The following is an 18,407-nucleotide window of genomic DNA, read 5'->3' as shown; positions in this document are numbered from 1 at the left end:
TTCAGTATTGCTTCTTCTTCCCCCCTCTCCCCTCTGCGAGGGGCGAGGGAAGGAAAGGCATCGTTGAATAGGATTGGCCCCGGCGCGCGCTACCCCAGCGCCAGCATCCACAGGCTTTCCCCGCCGGTCACGAACAGCCGCCGCTCGTCGGTGTCGAAGGCGCAGTTGCTGCAGAGGTGCGGCGTGGGGATGGTCGCGAGGTGCCGGGCTTCGGCATCGAACAGCTCGACACCGATCTCCGAACTGCTCCACAGCCAGCCGCGCCGGTCGACGGTGAAGCCATCGGGAATGCCCTGCGGCACGCGGGCGAAGAACCTGCGGTTCGACAGGGTCTCGCCATGCCGGTCGAATGCGAAGATCGCGACCTCGCCCTCGCCATGTTCGGGCGTCTGCGAGGCATAGAAGGTCCGGCCGTCGGGCGAGAAAGCCAGGCCATTGGGTTGCGCCATGTCGATGACGCGTACCGCCGCCCCGTCCACGCCGATCCGGCAGATCGCGGTGCGCCCGCTCTCGGACCGGCCGGGCACGCCTTGTTTGGGGTTTTCCAAGCCGAAGGTCGGGTCGCTGAACCAGATCGAACCGTCATCGGCGACGGCCAGATCATTGGGCGCGTTGAGCCGCTGGCCCTGCGCCTGGGTGGCGATCGGCGTCGGGATGCCGGTGCCGTCCGAGCGGCTGATCGCGCGGCGGCCATGCTCGCAATGGACGAGGCCACCGTCCGCCGCGACCGCATTGCCATTGATGAAGGGCGTCGCGTCGAGCAGCACGTCGACCGCGCCATCCTCGCGCCAGCCGAGCACCCGGCGGCCGACAATGTCGCTCCACACCAGTGTCTGCGCGCGCGGCCACCAGACCGGCCCTTCGCTCCAACTCGCCTGATCGTAGAGGGTGAAGAGCCGCGCCTCGCCCAGCACGTCCCGCGCGGCGGCATGGTGGATGCGGATCGGGTCGGCCTCTGTCGGCTCGGGCGGTCCCGGCGGACGCAGGCGCGCGGGTGTCAGCAAGGGGGGAGGATCGCCCGTCATGCGCCGAACGGATCGCGCGTCTGCGCGGCGGGCGAGGTCGCGAACTGGATCATGATCTGGAAACAGGGCTCGTCGCCGATCTGGCCGGAGCGGTGGCCCTTGCCATCGGTGGTGTCCTGATCCTGGCCGAAATGGATGTCGCCCGGCCCCATCTCGACCCGGTTGCCGTCCATCGTCTCGATGAACCAGCGGCCGCGCAGCGGGATGACCCATTGCGGGCTGGGGCTTTCGTGCCAGTCGCCGGTCCACCCGACCGGCAAGACGGCGAAGTTGATCGCGGCGACCTCGCCGGGAAAGGGGCGCATCCATTGCGGCGATGCCTTGCCCCCGACGCTCTTCATCCCGAACCCGGTCATCCGCGACAGGTCGATGCGGCTGGTGCCGTCGATGGCGGTCCACATGTTCAGGAAGGGCAGGACCGGGGGGCGGTCGGCATCGTTGCCGTCATTGTCCAGCGGAACGCGGCTCGGCAGGTCGGTCATCATCGTCTCCCCTCGATGCACGGCGGCGGACCCGTGCGGGGCAGGCCGATCGCGTCGATGCCGGATCAACCGAATCGTGGACGCCGCGTTCCGGCGCGGTGAATTATCGGTCATCCATCGCCGGCGATCTTGATTCCACCGACGCCTAGCCGATGTTCCGGTCGCATCACTGGAGTGCCCCGATGAACACCGAAGAACGCACCCTTCTCACCCGTTTCCTCGATGAGCTGGCCGCCACGCGGACCAGCGCCAAGGATGGCGAGGCCGAGGCGATGATCGCCCGCACGCTGTCGTCCAATCCGGATGCGGCCTATCTGCTGGTCCAGCATGCGATCGTCGCCGACCAGTCGCTCCACGCCGCGCAGCAACGAATCGCCGAGCTGGAACGCCAGCAGTCGCAATACGCCCCGGCCCCGTCCGGCAGCAGCTTCCTGCCGCAGGGCGCGGGCGGCCCCTGGGGCGCGCGGCCGCAGGACAGCTATGCGCCGCCCCCGCCCGAGGCGCGACCGGGCGTCTTTTCCGGCGGCGGCGGGCTCGGCAGCTTCCTGCGCAGCGCGGGCACGACGGCGGCCGGGGTGGTCGGCGGCCAGATGCTGTTTTCGGGCCTGTCGGACATGTTCGGCCATCAGGGCGGCGGCGGCCTGTTCGGCGGTGGCGGCGGTCAGGGCTTCATGGAGCGGAGCCCGAGAATATCACCATCAACAATTACGGGGACGATGGCGACCGCCGCTTCGACGATGGCGGAATGGACAATGGCGGCGATTTCGACCCGTCGGACGATTACTGACGCCGCGCCCCGGCGGACGACACCGGCCCTACCGGCTCCGTCCGCCGTCGTTCAGGCGGCGAGCGCATAGTGGCGGCAATGGTCCAGATAGCCCGCCTCGTGCCGCCCCGCGAGCGACACGACGCTCTCCCACAGCCAGGAGGGCGTGTCGACGGCGCCGCCCCGGTCGGCGTCGAGCGTCGCCAGCCAGTCGGCCCTGGCCCGATCGTCCAGCTGGCGGCCATGCGCCTTGCCCACGACGAAGGCGAGATGGCGGGCGGCGCGCACCGCCTCGCCTTGGCTGAACTGGTCAACCTCCAGCTTCAGGTCCTGCGGCGTCAGTTCGCGGATGAACAGCGAGCGGTCGAGCATCCGCACCGGCATCATCCGCTGCCCCAGATGGGGTGACAGCGCGCGGGCGGCGGCGGCGACGCGTTCGGCATTGTCGCGCGGCATCTTCGCGCGGGCGGCGGCGGGGGCGAGCGGATCGGTCGCTTCCTTCAGGTCGACCAGCGCATAGGTCCATTGGCCCTTGCCGCCCTTCAGCCCGACGATCGCGGCATAGCGCAGCAGCCCCAGCGAGCTGCACCCCTTCATCCAATAGGCGGCATCGACCAGCCGCACCTCGCGCTCCTTCGACTTGCCCTTCAGCGCCAGCACCAGCGCGGCGACGCGTTCGTCCTCGAACAGATGCGCCAGCGCGTCGCGTTCCTCGGGCGCGAGTTCCCAGAATTTCTTGCCCAGCGGGATGCGCGGCTCGACCGCGTCCAGCCGCTCCCGGGCGAGGTGGCGCCAGCGGCGGCCCAGCGCGGCGCGCTCGACGCTGCGCACCACATCCGATTCGTCGCCGGGATCGCCGCCGGGGTCGCGGATCGCGGCGGCATAGCCGTCGACCATCTCCTCCAGCATCCGCATCGTCACGACGCCCGGCAGGTCCGATCCCCGCGCCGCCGTGGCGAGCGACAGCCCCAGCCTTATCAGGTCGTGCGCCGGATTGCCGATCACCGCCTGGTCGAGATCGCGGATCTGGATCTCCACCTGTCCCGCGCCGTTTGCCAGCGGCCCCAGATTGCCCAGATGACAATCGCCGCAGATCCAGATGGCGGGCCCTTGCGGCACCCGCGCCGCGACCGGCGACGCCGCCAGCCATTCATAGAATTTCGTGGTGTTGCCCCGCACATAGGCATGGGCGGAACGCGCCATTTTCAGCGTGCGGCGATGGTCGAGGATGGCGTGGCGTTCGGCGGGAAGGGGCATCGATCGGGGGCACCTGACAGGAGGGATGCTCTTCAAACGCCGCCCGTCGCCGAAAGTAACAAAATGTTGCTGGCGGGCGGGGCAGGCGGCGGGCGACGCCTGTCCCGCATCATGCCCCGCCGTGTCGGTCAGCGGATCAGGTCGAAGGTCCCATGCGCGCCCTCGTCCTGCGCGGAGGGGGCGATCCACACGTCGAAGGTGCCGGGCTCGACCGTGGGGCGCAGGTCCCGGCCCAGGAACTCCAACTGGGGACGGGTCAGCGTGAAGCTCACGACCTCGCTCTGGCCGGGGGCGAGCGCGACCTTGCGGAACGCCTTCATCTCGCGCACCGGCCGGGTGATGCTGGCCACGCGGTCGCGGATATAGAGCTGGACCACTTCCTCGCAGGGGCGGGTGCCGCCATTGGTGACGGTGGCGGACACCGTGATCCGCCCGTCCCAGGGCAGGCTGGCGGGCACCTGCGCCGCGCCGTAGGAGACCTTGCCATAGGTCAGGCCATGACCGAACGGATAGAGCGCCGCGTTGGGCGCGGTGCGCCACTGGGTCTTGTAGGGGACGCGCGGCCCCTCCGGCGCAGGACGGCCGGTGGCCTTGTGCGCGTAATAATAGGGTTCCTGCCCGCTTTCGTGCGGAAAGCTCAGCGGCAGGCGGCCCGACGGCCCGACCTTGCCGAACAGGATGTCGGCAATGGCATGGCCGGTCTCGGAGCCGAGGAACCAGGTGACGAGGATCGCGGGCGCGTCCTTCACCGCGCCCTCCAGCGCAAGGCCGCGCCCGTTCTTGAGCAGGACGACGATGGGCTTGCCGGACGGTTTCACCGCCTGGGCGACCGCCTCCGCCAATGCCATCTGCGGCGCGGGCACGGTGATCGAGGTGCGCGACTGCGCCTCGCCCGACATGACCTCGCTCTCGCCGATCGCCAGCACGACCACGTCGGCCGCTTGCGCCGCCGCGACCGCCGCCTCGATCCCGCCGGGCAGCGCCTGCTCGACGCCCGAGCCGTGCGTCACCGTCACGTTCTTCGCGCCCGCATCGCGCAGGCCGGTCACCAGGTCGATCGCCTGATTGTTGTCGCCGTAAACGACCCAGGGCCCGTTCAGGTCGTGCTGGCCGCTGGCAAAGGGACCGATCAGCGCGATCCGGCGATTGGGGTCGAGCGGCAGCAGGTCGCCGTCGTTCTTCAGCAGCACCATCGCCTTCTGCGCCGCCTCGCGCGACAGGGCGAGGGCCGCCTTGGTGCGCGACCGCGCGGTTTCGCGCTTGCGGTCGATCCGGCGGAAGGGATCGTCGAACAGCCCCAGCATCTGCTTGACCGCCAGCACGCGGCGGACCGAGCGGTCGAGCACCTCCTGCGGCACCGCGCCCTCGCGCACCAGCTCGGGCAGGTACAGCGCATAGAGGTTGGACTGCATGCTCATGTCGACGCCTGCCAGGAAGGCGAGGCGCGCGGCGTCCTTGCCGTCCTTGGCGAAGCCCGCCGCGATCATCTCCTCGTCGCCGGTATAGTCGGACACGATGATGCCGGGGAATTTCCACTCGTCGCGCAGGACCTGCTTCATCAGCCAGGGATTGCCGGTCGAGGGGATGCCGTCGATCTCGTTGAACGAGGCCATGCCGCTCATCGCGCCCGCATCGAACCCCGCCTTGTAGGGCGGCAGATAGACCTCGCGCAGCGTGCGTTCGGACAGGTCGACGATATTATAGTCGAGCCCGCTCTCGCCTGCGCCATACGCCGCGAAATGCTTGATGCAGGCCATGACCGCATCGTCGGCGGACAGGCTCTTGCCCTGGAAGCCCTTCACGCGCGCGGCGGCGAACAGGTTGCCGAGCAGCACGTCCTCGCCCGCGCCCTCCATGGTGCGGCCCCAGCGCTGGTCGCGCGCGATGTCGACCATCGGGAAGAAGGTCCAGTCGATGCCCGCCGCCGCCGCCTCGAACGCGGCCATCCGCGCGGTCCGCATGGCCAGGTCGGGCTCGAAGCTGGCCGCCTCGGCGACGGGCACCGGAAAGATGGTGCGGTGGCCATGGATCACGTCGGCGGCGAAGATCAGCGGGATCTTGAGCCGCGAATTGCGCATCACCGCGCCCTGCATCCGCCGCGCCATTTCCGCGCCATTGCCGTTGAACACGCCGGTCAGCTTGCCCGCGACCGCATCGGCCAGCTGCCCCTCGAAGCTGGGGCCGTTCGACGGCGGGTTCAGCGCGGTGGCGACGCCGCCGCCCCAGGCCGCCGCGTTCAGCTGGAGCTGCCCCGCCTTCTCCTCCAGCGTCATGCGTGCCAGGATCGCCTCGACCGAGGCGGGCAGCGCGACGCCGTCGCCTTGCGCGAGCAGCGCGCGCGCCGGGCTGGCCGCCCAGGCCGCCACCGCGCCTGCGCCGAGCAGCGCTGCACGCCGCGAGATTCTGGTGTCGGACATTGGCGATTCTCCCCTAGGATATGGCGGATGCTCGTGGCCCTTCGGGCTTCGGCATGCGCCTGTCGACTTTCGCATTGACGCTCTTTTGTAACCGGTTACACAGGCTGGACACGTCGCACAAGATACGATGTGAGGGATGGAGCGAGCCGGACCTGCGCCGGGAATTGGGGGAGGGGTGTGAGGCAGTCATCGGCCACGATCCGCGATGTCGCGCGCGAGGCTTCGGTCTCGGTCGCCTCGGTATCGCGGGCGATGAACGGGCATAGCAGCGTCCATCCGGACACCCGCGAGCGCGTCCTCGCCGCCGCCAAGGCGCTGGGCTATGTCCCCCATGCGGGCGCGCGCAGCCTGTCGCTGTCACGCAGCCATGCGATCGGCGTCGTCCTGCCCGATCTGCACGGCGAATTCTTTTCCGAGATCGTGCGCGGCATGGACCGCGAGGTGACAGCGCGCGGCTATCATCTGCTCCTGTCCAACATGCACGCCGATGCCGAGCGCGCGGCGCTGGCGGTGCGGGCGATGCGCGGGCGGGTCGACGGGCTGATCGTCATGGCGCCGCAGCTCGATGCACAGGCGCTGGCGGAGGCGCTGCCCCCCGAAGTGCCCGCGGTGCTGGTCAACGCCCATCGCGGCCTGGGCCGTGCCGCCCTGCGGGTCGACAATGCCGCCGGGATCGCGGCGAGCGTCGCGCATCTGGTCGGGCTGGGGCGGCGCAGGCTGGTCCATGTCTCGGGCCCGGCGGGCAATGTCGATGCGAGCGAGCGGCGGGACGGGTTCCTGGCCGCGATGGCGCGCCTGGCCCCGGATGTCGAAGCTGTGGTGATCGAGGGGGATTTCCATGAATCTTCGGGCGTGGCGGCGGCGGCGACGCTGCTGGCGCGGGACTTGCCGTGCGACGGCATCGTCGCGGCGAACGACATGATGGCGCTGGGCGTGCTCGGCGCGTTGCGCGGGGCCGGGGTCGATGTTCCGGGAGCGGTCGCCGTCACCGGCTTCGACGATGTGCCGCTGGCGCGCTATATGGGGCTGACCACCGTCCGGGCGCCGCTGGCCGGGATGGGCGAGCGCGCGGTGGCGCGGCTGATCGACGCGCTGGAGGGGGGCGGACTGACCCCGGACACGCAGGTCATGGCGACCGAACTGGTGATCCGCGCGACCACCCCGGCGGGGGCGGCATGACCGATCCCGATCCCGATCCCAATCCCAATGCGCCGATCAGGACCATCACCATCGTCGGCGGCGGCACCGCCGGGTGGATGACGGCGGCGCTGCTGTCGCGGCTGTTCCTGGGGGCCTATACGATCCGCCTGATCGAGTCCGAGGAGATCGGCACGATCGGCGTCGGCGAGGCGACGATCCCCGCGATCCGCACCTTCAACGGCCTGGCCGGGATCGACGAATATGAGATGGTCCGCGCGACCCAGGCGACCTTCAAGCTGGGCATCGAGTTCCGCAACTGGCGCGAGCCGGGGCACAGCTACATCCATGGCTTCGGCAAGATCGGGCAGGATCTCTACTGGCTGCATTGTCACCAGTTCTGGCTGAAGGAAGCCGCGCGCGGGCGGGCGAAGCATCTCGACCATTATGCGCTGAACACGCTGGCGGCGCGGATGAACCGCTTCGCCATGCCCGATCCGTCCAATCCCTATTCGCCGATGGCGGACCTCGACTATGCCTATCACTTCGATGCCTCGCTCTATGCGCGCTACCTGCGCGGGCGTGCCGAGGCGGCGGGCGTGGAGCGGATCGAGGGGCGGATCGTCGCGGCCAAGGCGCGCGCCAGCGACGGCTTTCTCGACCATGTCGTGCTGGCCGATGGGCGGACGGTGGACGGCGACCTGTTCATCGACTGCTCGGGGATGCGCGCCCTGCTGATCGGCGAGGCGATGGGCGTCGGCTATGAGGATTGGAACCAATGGCTGCTCTGCGACCGCGCGCTGGCGGTGCCGAGCGTCCGGGGTGGCGGGCCGCTGACCCCCTATACCCGCTCGACCGCGCACGGCGCCGGGTGGCAATGGCGCATCCCGCTCCAGCACCGCACCGGCAACGGCCATGTCTATGCCAGCGGCTTCACCTCGGATGACGAGGCGGCGGCGACGCTGCTCGCGCATCTCGACACGCCCGCGCTGGGCGATCCGCGCGCGGTCCGCTTCCGCCCCGGCAAGCGCATCCGCGCCTGGGAGAAGAATGTCGTCGCGCTGGGGCTGGCGGGCGGGTTCCTGGAGCCGCTGGAATCGACCAGCATCCATCTGATCCAGACCGGGCTGCTGCGGCTGATCGCGCTGTTTCCGGGGCGCGGTTTCCATGCGGTCGATCGGGAGGAGTATAATCGCCAGACCGATTTCGAATATCGCGACGTGCGCGACTTCATCATCGCGCACTACAAGGTGACGAATCGCCAGGACACGCCCTTCTGGCAATATCTGAAGCATATGGACGTGCCCGACAGCCTGGCCGAGCGGATCGCGCTGTTCCGCTCGTCGGCGCGCTTCTTCATGCATGGCAAGGCCGAGCTGTTCCGCGAGGAAAGCTGGGTGCAGGTGCTGCTGGGGCAGGGGCTGGCCGCGCGGCATGACCCGATGGTCGACATGATCCCCGATGCCCAGGCGAGCGACTTTCTGAAGGATGTCGAGGAGGTTATCGCCGAGGTCGCGGCGGCCATGCCCACCCATGAGGCGTTCATCGCCCGCCATTGCCGGGCGCCTGCGCTTCCGGCCGGACTGTGACATTTCCGTAACAGGGAAATCGATATCGGGTGGAACCCGATCACGATGGTTGTAACCGGTTACGCAGCCAAGTAACCGGTTACACAAGTCCTGAAAGGCTCAGGCGGTCGATGCGCGTCATCGGCTGTCGGGGAACATGACGGGGCACAAGGGATGATCATGGAGGGGATTGAAATGGCATCCAGAATCGATCGTGTGCGTCTGGTCCGCGGGATCTCGGCGATGGCGATGGCCGCGACCCTGGTCGTGAGCGCGCCGGCCCTGGCCCAGGCGACCTCCACCCTGCGCGGCCATGTCGAGGGCGCGGCGGCCGGGACGACGGTCACCATCACCGACCTGACGACGGGCCAGGTCATCAACGGCCGCACCAATGCGGCGGGCGACTATACCATCCCCGGCATCCGCCCCAGCACCTACCGCGTCGCGGTCCAGGGCCAGCCGCCCGAAGAGGTCGTGGTGCCGGTCGGCCAGATCATCACCGCCGATATCGGTGAGCCTGCCGCCGCATCCGCCACCGGATCGGCCGACGCGGCCGTCGCCAGCGGCGATGTCGTCGTCACCGGCCGCCGCACCCAGGAGGTGCGCACCGCCGAGGTCTCCACCAACGTCTCGCAGCAGCAGATCGAAAGCCTGCCGCAGAGCGACCGCAACTTCCTGAACTTCGCGGCGCTCGCACCGGGCGTCGCGGTGACGCCGGGACGCGGCAATCGCCAGGTCCAGGCGGGCGGCATCAGCGCCGACAATATCAACGTCTTCATCGACGGCCTGTCGCTGAAGAACCAGGTCAATCACGGCGGCGTCGCGGGCCAGAACTTCAGCCAGGGCAACCCCTTCCCGCAGCTGGCGGTGCAGGAGTTCAAGGTCGACACCCAGAATTTCAAGGCGGAGTATGACCAGGCGGGATCGGCGGTCATCACCGCCGTGACCAAGACCGGCGGCACCTCCTACCACGGTACGCTGTTCGGCGAGTGGCAGCCGAAATCCTTCTACGGCACCAAATATTTCGACCGGCCGGGCCATGCCAACAATATCGACGGCCAGCTTCAGCAGGGCAATTACGACCGCAAGCAATATGGCGCCGATCTGGGCGGCCCGATCATCAAGGACGTGCTGCACATCTATGGCGCGTTCGAGGCGACCGACCAGAAATCGCCGTCGGCGGCCGTGCTGCTCGGCCAGACCAATTCCGCCGACCCGACCCAGAATGTGCCGCAGGCGATCGCCAGCCAATATAATGGCAGCTATCCGCAGGACTTCAGCCAGCGCCTCTATTTCGGCAAGCTGACCGCTTTCCTGTCCAATGCCGACACCGTCAATTTCAGCGGCTTCTTCCGCCGCGAGAGCAATCTGGCGGACTTTGGCGGCATCTCGGTGCCTTCGCACGGCCATCTGCTCGAGTCGAAGATCGATCTCTACCAGCTCGAATGGAATCATCGCGGCGACCATTGGCTGAACGAGGCGACGATCGCCTATAACAGCGTCTTCAACGGCACGCCGCGCACCGGCACCGGCCCCGAGATCGTGCTGGGCAAGCCCGGCGCCGCCGTGGCGCAGCTCGGCACCAACGGGTTCGAGCAGATCGACAACCAGAAGACCTGGACGTTCAAGGACAATGTGACCTTCTTCGGCGATCGCCATGTCGTGAAGGCGGGCGTCAAGGTGTCGCTGAACGACCTGTCGCGCTCCGAGGACAATCTGGGCAACGGCGCTTATTATTTCACGCCGTCGACCTTCACCTCGTTCGAGAATTCCACCCCGCAACAGGCGGCCATCTCGGTCGTGCCGGTGCGCCCCGCCACCGCCAAGGACACGCAGATTGGCCTGTTCATCCAGGACGACTGGACGGTCAACGACCATATCACCATCAATGCGGGCCTGCGCTGGGATTACGAGACCAACGCCAAGAACGAGAAGTTCGTCACCCCCGCCGAAATCGCCAACGCGCTGCGCAATTATCAGCCCTGGCAGGCGGCGGGGATCAATCCGGAGGATTACATCTCCACGGGCAGCAACCGGAAACCCTATTGGAAGGCGTTCCAGCCGCGCCTGGGCATTTCCTATGACGTGAACGGCGACCGCGACACCATCTTCTTCGCGGGCGCGGGGCGCTATTACGACCGGCCGCTGTTCATCGCCTCGGGCATCGAGACGGTGAAGGCGCTCTATCAGCAGACGGTCACGCTCAGCTTCTGCGACGGTCCCGGCCAGCCGACCTGCGCCAGCATCCGCGCGGGCAATGGCGGCGCGCTGCCGCCCGCGACGCTGGCCTGGAACAGCGGCTACAAGAATGTCGATACGCTGCGCGCGGCGGCGACCGCGACCGGGGTGGGGGGCGATGTCTGGCTGCTCAACAACAACACCCGGCTGCCCTATTCGGACCAGTTCAACTTCGGCTTCCGCAAGCGGCTGGGCGTCGTCCAGACCTCGGTGACGTTCAGCCACATCCGCAGCCACAACATCTTCAAATATGTGCGCGGCAACCGCCTGCCCAGCGGCCAATATACCAGCCAGGGCGACCAGTGGATCGAGGATCTGTTCCCCGCCTCGGGCATCCTGCCCGGCTATAGCGGCAAGCTGAACATCGGGTCGAATGCGGGCAAGGCGGAATATAACGCCATCTACTTCACCGCCGAAAAGCCGTTCGTGACGGGCTCCAAATGGGGCTTCACCGCGACGCTGACGGTGCAGCAGGCCAAGAGCAACGTCGCGCAGGAATTGCAGGGCGACGAATTCTACAACGGCCCGCGCGTCGATGCCTATGGCTGGAACTATGTCGCGGGCGTCGAGAAGTGGCGCTTCGTCGGCACCGGCATCGCCAAGGGGCCATGGGACACCAAGATCTCGCTGACCGGCACCTTCAGCTCGGGCCCGTCCTTCGGCCAGGTGATCTTCCCGGCCAATCCGCCGGAAAATGCGAACGCCTATGGCAATTTCGGCGGCGTGTTCTGGCCCGACCAGATCGTCGGCTATGCCTCGGTCGATGCGCGCATCTCGAAGAATTTCCACATGCCCTGGGGGCATGACCTGGAAGTCAACTTCGCCGCGTTCAACCTGTTCGACTCGGTCAACCGGACCTACACCGCCTGGGGTGCCGGGTCGGGCGTGAACCCGACCAAGCGGGAGAACGACACGATCGGCGTGCCGCGCTCCTTCCAGGTCGGCGCGCGGTACAAGTTCTGACCGACGCACGGGGAGGCGGTATCGTCATGACGCCCCGCCTCCTTCGCATCGGCGCGTCGCAAAGCCCGGTCGTGGTGGTCGACGACGTGATGGGCGATGTCCCGGCAATCGTCGCCATGGCGGCGGCGCTGGCACCGTTTCCGCCAGCATCGGGCAATGGTTATCCCGGTGTCCGGCGCGTCCTGACACCGGCCGATGGCGCAGGCCATGGCTATGCCACCGCGCTGCTCGAAGCGGTGGCGCCCTTTATCGGCGGCGCGTTCGCGGTGGACCGGTTCGACTGGATCGAGGCCAGTTTCTCGATGATCACCGCCGCGCCCCACACTTTGTCTCCGGCGCAGCGTATGCCGCATTTCGATTCGACCGATCTGGGCTATCTGGCGGTGCTCCACTATCTGTCCGACACGCCCGGCAGCGGCACCGCCTTCTACCGCCAGCGCGCGACGAATATCGAGCGGGTGGACGCGGCCAATCGCGACGATTTCCTTGCCGCCGCGCGTCGCGTCGGGGCGGCACAGACCGGCTATATCGCAGGTAGCGACACCGCCTATGAACGGATCGGCATGGTCCAGGCCAGGGTCGACCGCGTCGTCATCTATCAGGGCAGCCTGCTCCATTCGGGGATCATCCCGCCCGACATGCCGCTCAGCGCCGATCCGCGCATCGGCCGCCTGACCGCCAATATGTTCGTGCAGGCGCGACCATGATCCTGTCGCTCGCGCTCGCCGCCGCGATACAGTCCCCCGCTCAGACATATGCCAACCCGGTCGACATCGATTACCGGTATAATTTCGAGCAGGTGAACGAGGGCGTTTCCTACCGCACCGGGGCGGATCCGGTGATCGTGCGGTTCAAGGGGGTCTATTATCTCTTCCTGACGCTGGCCGATGGCTATTGGCGCTCGACCGACCTGATCCATTGGCGCTTCGTCACCCCCAGCCGCTGGCCCGCCGAGGGGATCGTCGCGCCCGCCGTGCGGTCGGACGGGGAGCGGTTGCTCATCATGCCCTCGATGACCGGCCAGGGCGCGATCTATGCGACCAGCGATCCGGCGAGCGGCAGGCTCGACTATTTCGTCCGTCGCATGCCGCCCTTGCCCGGCGCGGTGCGATCGGGGTTCGAGGATGGCATCAAGCCGGGGCAGGTGCCCCCCGGCCCCTGGGACCCCGACCTGTTCCAGGACGAGGACAGGCGTTGGTATCTCTATTGGAACTCGTCCAACGTCTTTCCGATCTATGGCGCGCCGGTGCGCTTCGCCGATGGGAAGATGGTCTATGGCACGCCGCGTCGCGCCTTCATCCGGCTTGACCCCGCGCATCATGGCTGGGAGCGGTTCGGCCAGGATCATAGCGGGACGCTGCCCGACGGCACGCCGATCACCCCCTATATGGAAGGCGCGTGGATGACCCGGACGAGCGGGCGATATTATCTGCAATATGGCGCGCCGGGGACCGAGTATAACAGCTATGCCACCGGCACCTATGTCGGGACGTCGCCGATGGGGCCGTTCACCTATGCGCCCTACAACCCGGTCGGGTACAAGCCCGGCGGCTTCGTCCAGGGGGCGGGGCATGGCAACAGCTTCCAGGACGCGCATGGCAATTGGTGGAACACCGGCACGCCATGGATCGGCTATAACTGGACGTTCGAGCGGCGCATCGGGCTATGGCCCGCCGCGTTCGAGGCCGATGGCCAGATGCATGTCTCGACCCGCTTCGGCGACTTCCCGCATTATGTGCCGCGCGGCCGCGTCACCGATCCCGAGGCGCTGTTCACCGGATGGATGCTGCTGTCCTATCGCAAGCCCGTGGTGGCGAGCGGGACGGTGGCGGGCCATCCCGCCGGGGACGCGACCGACGAGAATCCCCGCAGCTTCTGGCTGTCACCCAGCAAGGCGGCGGGCGCGACGCTGACCGTCGATCTGGGCGCGGTGAAGACGGTGCGCGCGGTGCAGGTCAATTTCGCCGATTACCAGGCAGGGCGCTTCGGCGATGCGCCCGACATCTATACCGAATTCCGGCTGGAGCATTCGCGCGACGGCCGCCATTGGCACCCGCTCGCCCGGACCGAGGCGCCGCGCCGCGACCGGCCGAACGCCTATTTCGCGCTCCCTGCGGCCGTGCGCACCCGCTATGTCCGCTATGTCCACGGCCATATCGGCGGCGCGCATCTGGCGATCAGCGACCTGCGGGTATTCGGCCGCGCCGACGGGCCCGTGCCCGCCGCGCCCGTGCTGGTCGAGGCCAGGCGCGAGGCGGACAGCCGCGATGCGACGATCCGCTGGCGGCGGGTGCCGGGCGCGGTCGGCTATAATGTCCGCTGGGGCATCCGGCCCGACCGGCTATACCTGACCTATCAGCTGTTCGCGGACCGGGTCGCGGGCGGCGAGGCCGCCACGCTCCCCTTGCGTGCGCTGACCAGCGGCCAGCCTTATTATGTCGCGGTCGAGGCGTTCGACGAAAACGGCGTGTCCCCGCTCAGCGCGGTCGCGCCGATGTGACGCGCCAGCACCGCCCGCTGCGACGCGGACGGATGCCAGTCGCTCGCCAGCAGGCCGCGCTCGCCGAACAGCGCGTCGATCAGCCCCGCCTCGCCCGCGCTCTGCCACAAGGCCGCCAGTTCGGCCGAGCGCGGATCGGGGGAGGCGGGATGCTCGCGCCGGATGAAGCGCAGCCACGCCCCCAGCGCGGCGAGCGTTGCGGGCATGTCGGTGCCCCGCCGCGCATGATCCGCCAGCGAGCCGAGCCAGCGCGGCCCGACCTTTTGCGACCCGTCGCTCGCGATCTGCGACAGGCGATGCGCCAGCGACGGATTGGCGAAGCGCGCCAGCAGCGCATCGGCATAGGCATCCAGATCCTGCCCCCGGGCCGGGGTGAAGCCGGTCGCCGCTTCGGCCCGCATCAGCGTCTCGACCAGCGGGCGAATGAGGGGATCGGCGATCGCCTGATGGACATAGTCATGCCCCCGCTCCAGCCCGAGATAGGCCAGCGCCGAATGCGCGCCGTTGAGCATCCGCAGCTTGGCGGTCTCATAGGGCGCGACATCCGCGACGAAGGTCGCACCGCCTGCATCCCAGCGCGGCCGGTCGGCGGCGAAATCATCCTCGATCACCCATTGGCGATAGGGTTCGGTGATAACGGCCGCCGCGTCGCGCAGGCCCAGCATCGCCTCGACCCGGTCGAGATCGGCGTCGGTCACGGCGGGGACGATGCGGTCGACCATGGTGTTGGGCGCGCGCCATTCGCGCTCGAACCAGTCGCGCTCGGCCGCCAGTCCCTGATGATCGAGAAAAGCCGCCACGCCGCCATGCAGCACCCGGCCATTGTCGGGCAGATTGTCGCAACTGACCAGCGTCAGCGGACCCAGTCCGCCCGCGTGCCGCGCCGTCACCGCGCGGGCCAGATGGTGGTAGATGCTGTTGCCGTCCGCCGCGATGCCCGACAGGTCGGTGCCGCCGCCGGGCCGCCGCCAATAGCCCTTTTCGGTCACGGTCAGCGTCACCACCCGTGTATCGGCGGCGGCGAGCAGCGCGGCCAGCCGGGTGGGCTCCTTCGCGACCGCGCTGACCTCCCGCACCGCGCCGATCAGGCGGACGGCCTCGCCCTCCGCCGAGCGATCGGTGACGGTATAGAGCCCGTCCTGCGGGGCGAGCGCATCGCATACCCCCGAGGAGCGCAGCGAGGCGCTGGCGATCGCCCAGTCGCGATCCCCCGCCGCCATGGCATCGTCGGTATAGACCGCCTGATGCGCCCGGTGGAACGCGCCCAGCCCCAGATGGACGATGCCGATCCTCTGCGCATCGCGGTCATAGCCGGGGCGCGCGACCGCCTGGGGCAAGGCGGCGACCTGCGTGGCATTCAACCGGGGCGTGCTCACAGCCGGTACGCCGATCGCACGAGACCGCTGGTCAGCGCATGGGCCAGTTCCACCGCTTCATCCTCTTCCAGCCGGTGCTCGGCGACCAGCCGCGCCAGGAAGCCGCAATCGACGCGCCGCGCGACGTCGTGCCGCGCCGGGATCGACAGGAAGGCGCGGGTGTCGTCGTTGAACCCGACCGTGTTGTAGAAACCCGCCGTCTCGGTCGTCATCTCGCGGAACCGGCGCATCCCCTCGGGGCTGTCGTGGAACCACCAGGCGGGGCCCAGCTTCAGGCAGGGATAATGGCCCGCCAGCGGCGCCAGTTCGCGCGCATAGACGCTTTCGTCCAGCGTGAAGAGGATGATGGTCAGGTCGCGTTCGTTGCCGACCACGTCGAGCATGGGCTTGAGCGCATGGACATAATCGGTGCGCATCGGCAGGTCGGCGCCCTTGTCGCGACCATGGCTGGCGAACAGCGCGGCATTGTGGTTGCGGAACGAGCCGGGATGGATCTGCATCACCATGCCGTCGGCGACGCTCATCTTCGCCATCTCGGTCAGCATCTGCGCGCGGAACAGCTCGGCATCGGCCGGGGTCCAGGTGCCGCCGACGATCCGCGCGAACAGCGCCTCGCACGCCGCCGTCGACAGGTTGGCGGTCGCGGCAGTGGGATGGCCATGATCGGTCGCGGTCGCGCCCATATCGCGGAACGCCGCGCGGCGCTTGGCATGGGCGGCCAGATAGCCCGACCAGCTATGCACGTCCTCGCCGGTCAGCTCGGCGAAGCGCTGCATCGCGCCCGCAAACTGCTCATGCTCGACATCGATCACGCTGTCGGGACGATAGGTGGTGATGACCCGCCCCTGCCACCCCGATTCGCGGATCGCGCGGTGATGCGGCAGCGCATCGTCGGCTCCTTCGGTGGTGGCGAGGCAGTCGATCCGGAACCGCTCGAACAGCGCGCGCGGGCGGAAGGCGTCGGTCGCCAGCTTTTCGCCGATCGTGTCGAAATACAGGTCGGCCGTCGCCGCCTCGAGTGCGACCGGCATGCCGAACACCTCGGCAAAGACATGGTCGAGCCACATGCGCGACGGCGTGCCGCGGAACAGATGGTAATGGCTGGCGAACAGCGCCCAGGCCGCACGGGGATCGGTGGCGGGGCGTCCCGCCTTGCTGGGGATGGCCAGATCGTCGAGCGCGATCCCCTGGCTGTAGAGCATCCGGAAGATATAGTGATCGGGCGCCAGCAACAGCTCGGTCGCATCGCGCCAGGGTGCATCGGTCGCGAACCAGCGCGGATCGGTATGGCCGTGCGGGCTGACGATCGGCAGGTCGGCGACCTCGGCGTACAGGGTGCGCGCGATGCCGCGAATGGTCGGGTCGGCGGGGAACAGCCGGTCGGGATGAAGATGCAGCGGGCGGGTCATGCCGCCATCTCCTGCACGGAGTCTCGGGTCAGGCCCAGCATCGCGGCAATTCCTCTCTCCGCCCCGCGCAGCTCCGCCAGTCCGCGCATCCGGCCCAGCAGCGAATAGCCCGGATTGGCCTGGCGATGAAGGTCGTCCATCATCCGGTGGCCGTGATCGGGGCGCATTGCGATGGCGCGGCCCTGGTCGTGCGACAGCTCCACCACCGCGCGCACGACTTCGATCATGCGGGCATCGCCGCCCAGATGCTCGGCCTCGTGAAAATTGCGGTCGCCCGCTTCCCAGGCGACCGCGCGCAGATGGAGGAAGTCGATCCGCTCGCCGAAGCGGCGGACCATGGCGGGCAGGTCGTTGTCGGGCCGCGCGCCGAACGACCCCGTGCAGAAGCACAGCCCGTTGGCAGGCGAGGGGACGGCGGCAAACAGCCGGGCGAGATCGTCCGCGGTGCTGACCACGCGCGGCAGGCCGAAAATGGGGAAGGGGGGATCGTCGGGATGGACGACCAGGGTGATGCCGACCTCTTCGGCGATCGGGCAGACCGCGCGCAGAAAGGCGACATGATTGGCTCGCAGTCGTTCGGCGTCGATCCCGGCATAGCTGTCGATCGCGCGCAGGAAGGCGGGCGAGTCGAAGCTCTCCTCGCTGCCCGGCAATCCGGCGATGATCGTGCGCTCGAGCCGGTGGCGCTCCTCCGCGCTCATGCCCTCGAACCGCGCGGCGGCGGCGGCGCGGACCTGGGGCGAATAATCGGCCTCCGCCCCCGGTCGGCGCAGCATATGGATGTCATAGGCCGCCACCGCCGCCCATTCGAAGCGCAAGGCGGTCGCGCCATCGGGCAACCGCCAGTCGAGATCGGTCCGGGTCCAGTCGAGCAGCGGCATGAAATTATAGGTGACGGTACGCACCCCCTCCGCCGCCAGATGGCGCAGGCTGTCGCCATAAGCCTGGATCAGCGCATCGGTCATCTCGCCGCGCTTGATCGCGTCGTGGACCGGCAGGCTCTCGACCACGGTCCAGCCCAGTCCGGCGGCCTCGATCATGTGCCGCCGCTCAGCGATGGCGGCGCGCGGCCAGACCTCTCCATTGGGGATTTCGTGCAGCGCGGTTACCACTTCGGTGGCGCCCGCCTGGCGGATATGGGACAAGGGTACGGGGTCGGCCGGGCCGAACCACCGCATTGTCTGGGTCATGAACATGTCGCCATCCTCTCCAGCGGACATCAAGCTGCTTTGGGTGATGCGGTAGCAGCAATGATTCTGATAGACCAGT

Annotated in this window: 13 protein-coding genes; 6 read left to right on the top strand and 7 right to left on the bottom strand. The window is 68.3% G+C overall.

What is annotated here, in order from left to right; translation table 11 throughout:
* Window positions 1-89 precede the first annotated feature (89 nt).
* Window positions 90-1,025 (bottom strand): SMP-30/gluconolactonase/LRE family protein, encoded by a 936-nt coding sequence (locus QE363_RS17945; protein WP_309697475.1) that lies wholly within the window; start codon window positions 1,023-1,025, stop codon window positions 90-92.
* The gene (locus QE363_RS17940) at window positions 1,022-1,507 is read right to left on the bottom strand and encodes a hypothetical protein (protein WP_309697473.1); all 486 of its coding nucleotides are present in this window, start codon (window positions 1,505-1,507) and stop codon (window positions 1,022-1,024) included. The genes QE363_RS17945 and QE363_RS17940 overlap by 4 nt, the downstream gene beginning before the upstream one ends.
* 182 nt (window positions 1,508-1,689) lie before the next feature.
* Here QE363_RS17940 and QE363_RS17935 point away from each other — a divergent pair, with 182 nt between their 5' ends.
* Entirely contained in the window at window positions 1,690-2,364 is a 675-nt protein-coding gene (locus QE363_RS17935; protein ID WP_309697471.1) for a DUF2076 domain-containing protein, read from the top strand.
* Here QE363_RS17935 and QE363_RS17930 read toward each other — a convergent pair.
* The gene (locus tag QE363_RS17930; RefSeq protein WP_309697469.1) at window positions 2,346-3,530 is read right to left on the bottom strand and encodes a DUF2252 family protein; all 1,185 of its coding nucleotides are present in this window, start codon (window positions 3,528-3,530) and stop codon (window positions 2,346-2,348) included. The two genes, QE363_RS17935 and QE363_RS17930, sit on opposite strands and share 19 nt — an antisense overlap.
* 128 nt (window positions 3,531-3,658) lie before the next feature.
* Complete coding sequence (locus tag QE363_RS17925; protein ID WP_307100883.1) at window positions 3,659-5,947, bottom strand: glycoside hydrolase family 3 N-terminal domain-containing protein; 2,289 nt, start codon at window positions 5,945-5,947, stop codon at window positions 3,659-3,661.
* Between the two features lie 177 nt (window positions 5,948-6,124).
* Here QE363_RS17925 and QE363_RS17920 point away from each other — a divergent pair, with 177 nt between their 5' ends.
* The 5 genes from QE363_RS17920 (at window position 6,125) to QE363_RS17900 (ending at window position 14,353) form a co-directional block, all read left to right on the top strand.
* Window positions 6,125-7,126 (top strand): LacI family DNA-binding transcriptional regulator, encoded by a 1,002-nt coding sequence (locus QE363_RS17920; protein WP_309697466.1) that lies wholly within the window; start codon window positions 6,125-6,127, stop codon window positions 7,124-7,126.
* The gene (locus QE363_RS17915; RefSeq protein WP_309697464.1) at window positions 7,123-8,673 is read left to right on the top strand and encodes a tryptophan 7-halogenase; all 1,551 of its coding nucleotides are present in this window, start codon (window positions 7,123-7,125) and stop codon (window positions 8,671-8,673) included. Before QE363_RS17920 ends, QE363_RS17915 begins: the two co-directional genes overlap by 4 nt.
* Window positions 8,674-8,847: 174 nt before the next feature.
* Complete coding sequence (locus QE363_RS17910; protein ID WP_309697462.1) at window positions 8,848-11,853, top strand: TonB-dependent receptor domain-containing protein; 3,006 nt, start codon at window positions 8,848-8,850, stop codon at window positions 11,851-11,853.
* Window positions 11,854-11,879: 26 nt separating this feature from the next.
* On the top strand, window positions 11,880-12,560 hold the full coding sequence (locus QE363_RS17905; protein ID WP_309697460.1) for a DUF6445 family protein: 681 nt from the start codon (window positions 11,880-11,882) through the stop codon (window positions 12,558-12,560).
* Window positions 12,557-14,353 (top strand): family 43 glycosylhydrolase, encoded by a 1,797-nt coding sequence (locus tag QE363_RS17900; RefSeq protein ID WP_309697459.1) that lies wholly within the window; start codon window positions 12,557-12,559, stop codon window positions 14,351-14,353. Before QE363_RS17905 ends, QE363_RS17900 begins: the two co-directional genes overlap by 4 nt.
* Here QE363_RS17900 and QE363_RS17895 read toward each other — a convergent pair.
* From QE363_RS17895 to uxuA, 3 genes are read right to left on the bottom strand one after another with little or no spacing between them, the layout of a single operon-like run.
* Complete coding sequence (locus QE363_RS17895) at window positions 14,287-15,729, bottom strand: mannitol dehydrogenase family protein (protein ID WP_309697457.1); 1,443 nt, start codon at window positions 15,727-15,729, stop codon at window positions 14,287-14,289. The two genes, QE363_RS17900 and QE363_RS17895, sit on opposite strands and share 67 nt — an antisense overlap.
* A complete protein-coding gene (uxaC, locus tag QE363_RS17890) occupies window positions 15,726-17,138 on the bottom strand; it encodes a glucuronate isomerase (RefSeq protein WP_309697455.1) in 1,413 nt (470 codons plus the stop codon). Before uxaC ends, QE363_RS17895 begins: the two co-directional genes overlap by 4 nt.
* The gene (gene uxuA, locus QE363_RS17885; RefSeq protein ID WP_309697453.1) at window positions 17,135-18,328 is read right to left on the bottom strand and encodes a mannonate dehydratase; all 1,194 of its coding nucleotides are present in this window, start codon (window positions 18,326-18,328) and stop codon (window positions 17,135-17,137) included. The genes uxaC and uxuA overlap by 4 nt, the downstream gene beginning before the upstream one ends.
* Window positions 18,329-18,407 lie beyond the last annotated feature (79 nt).

This window comes from Sphingomonas sp. SORGH_AS_0870 (assembly GCF_031453175.1).
Lineage (GTDB): Bacteria > Pseudomonadota > Alphaproteobacteria > Sphingomonadales > Sphingomonadaceae > Sphingomonas.
Note: the sequence above shows the minus strand (reverse complement) of the source record. Positions and strands in the feature narration are given on the sequence as shown.

Bases quoted from the DNA above. Each gene is read 5' to 3' on its own strand.
- QE363_RS17935 (WP_309697471.1), top strand. From the start codon at position 1,690: ATGAACACCGAAGAACGCACCCTTCTCACCCGTTTCCTCGATGAGCTG.
- QE363_RS17905 (WP_309697460.1), top strand. From the start codon at position 11,880: ATGACGCCCCGCCTCCTTCGCATCGGCGCGTCGCAAAGCCCGGTCGTG.
- QE363_RS17940 (WP_309697473.1), bottom strand. From the start codon at position 1,507: ATGACCGACCTGCCGAGCCGCGTTCCGCTGGACAATGACGGCAACGAT.
- QE363_RS17945 (WP_309697475.1), bottom strand. From the start codon at position 1,025: ATGACGGGCGATCCTCCCCCCTTGCTGACACCCGCGCGCCTGCGTCCG.
- QE363_RS17925 (WP_307100883.1), bottom strand. From the start codon at position 5,947: ATGTCCGACACCAGAATCTCGCGGCGTGCAGCGCTGCTCGGCGCAGGC.
- QE363_RS17900 (WP_309697459.1), top strand. From the start codon at position 12,557: ATGATCCTGTCGCTCGCGCTCGCCGCCGCGATACAGTCCCCCGCTCAG.
- QE363_RS17910 (WP_309697462.1), top strand. From the start codon at position 8,848: ATGGCATCCAGAATCGATCGTGTGCGTCTGGTCCGCGGGATCTCGGCG.
- QE363_RS17930 (WP_309697469.1), bottom strand. From the start codon at position 3,530: ATGCCCCTTCCCGCCGAACGCCACGCCATCCTCGACCATCGCCGCACG.
- uxaC (WP_309697455.1), bottom strand. From the start codon at position 17,138: ATGACCCGCCCGCTGCATCTTCATCCCGACCGGCTGTTCCCCGCCGAC.
- uxuA (WP_309697453.1), bottom strand. From the start codon at position 18,328: ATGACCCAGACAATGCGGTGGTTCGGCCCGGCCGACCCCGTACCCTTG.
- QE363_RS17915 (WP_309697464.1), top strand. From the start codon at position 7,123: ATGACCGATCCCGATCCCGATCCCAATCCCAATGCGCCGATCAGGACC.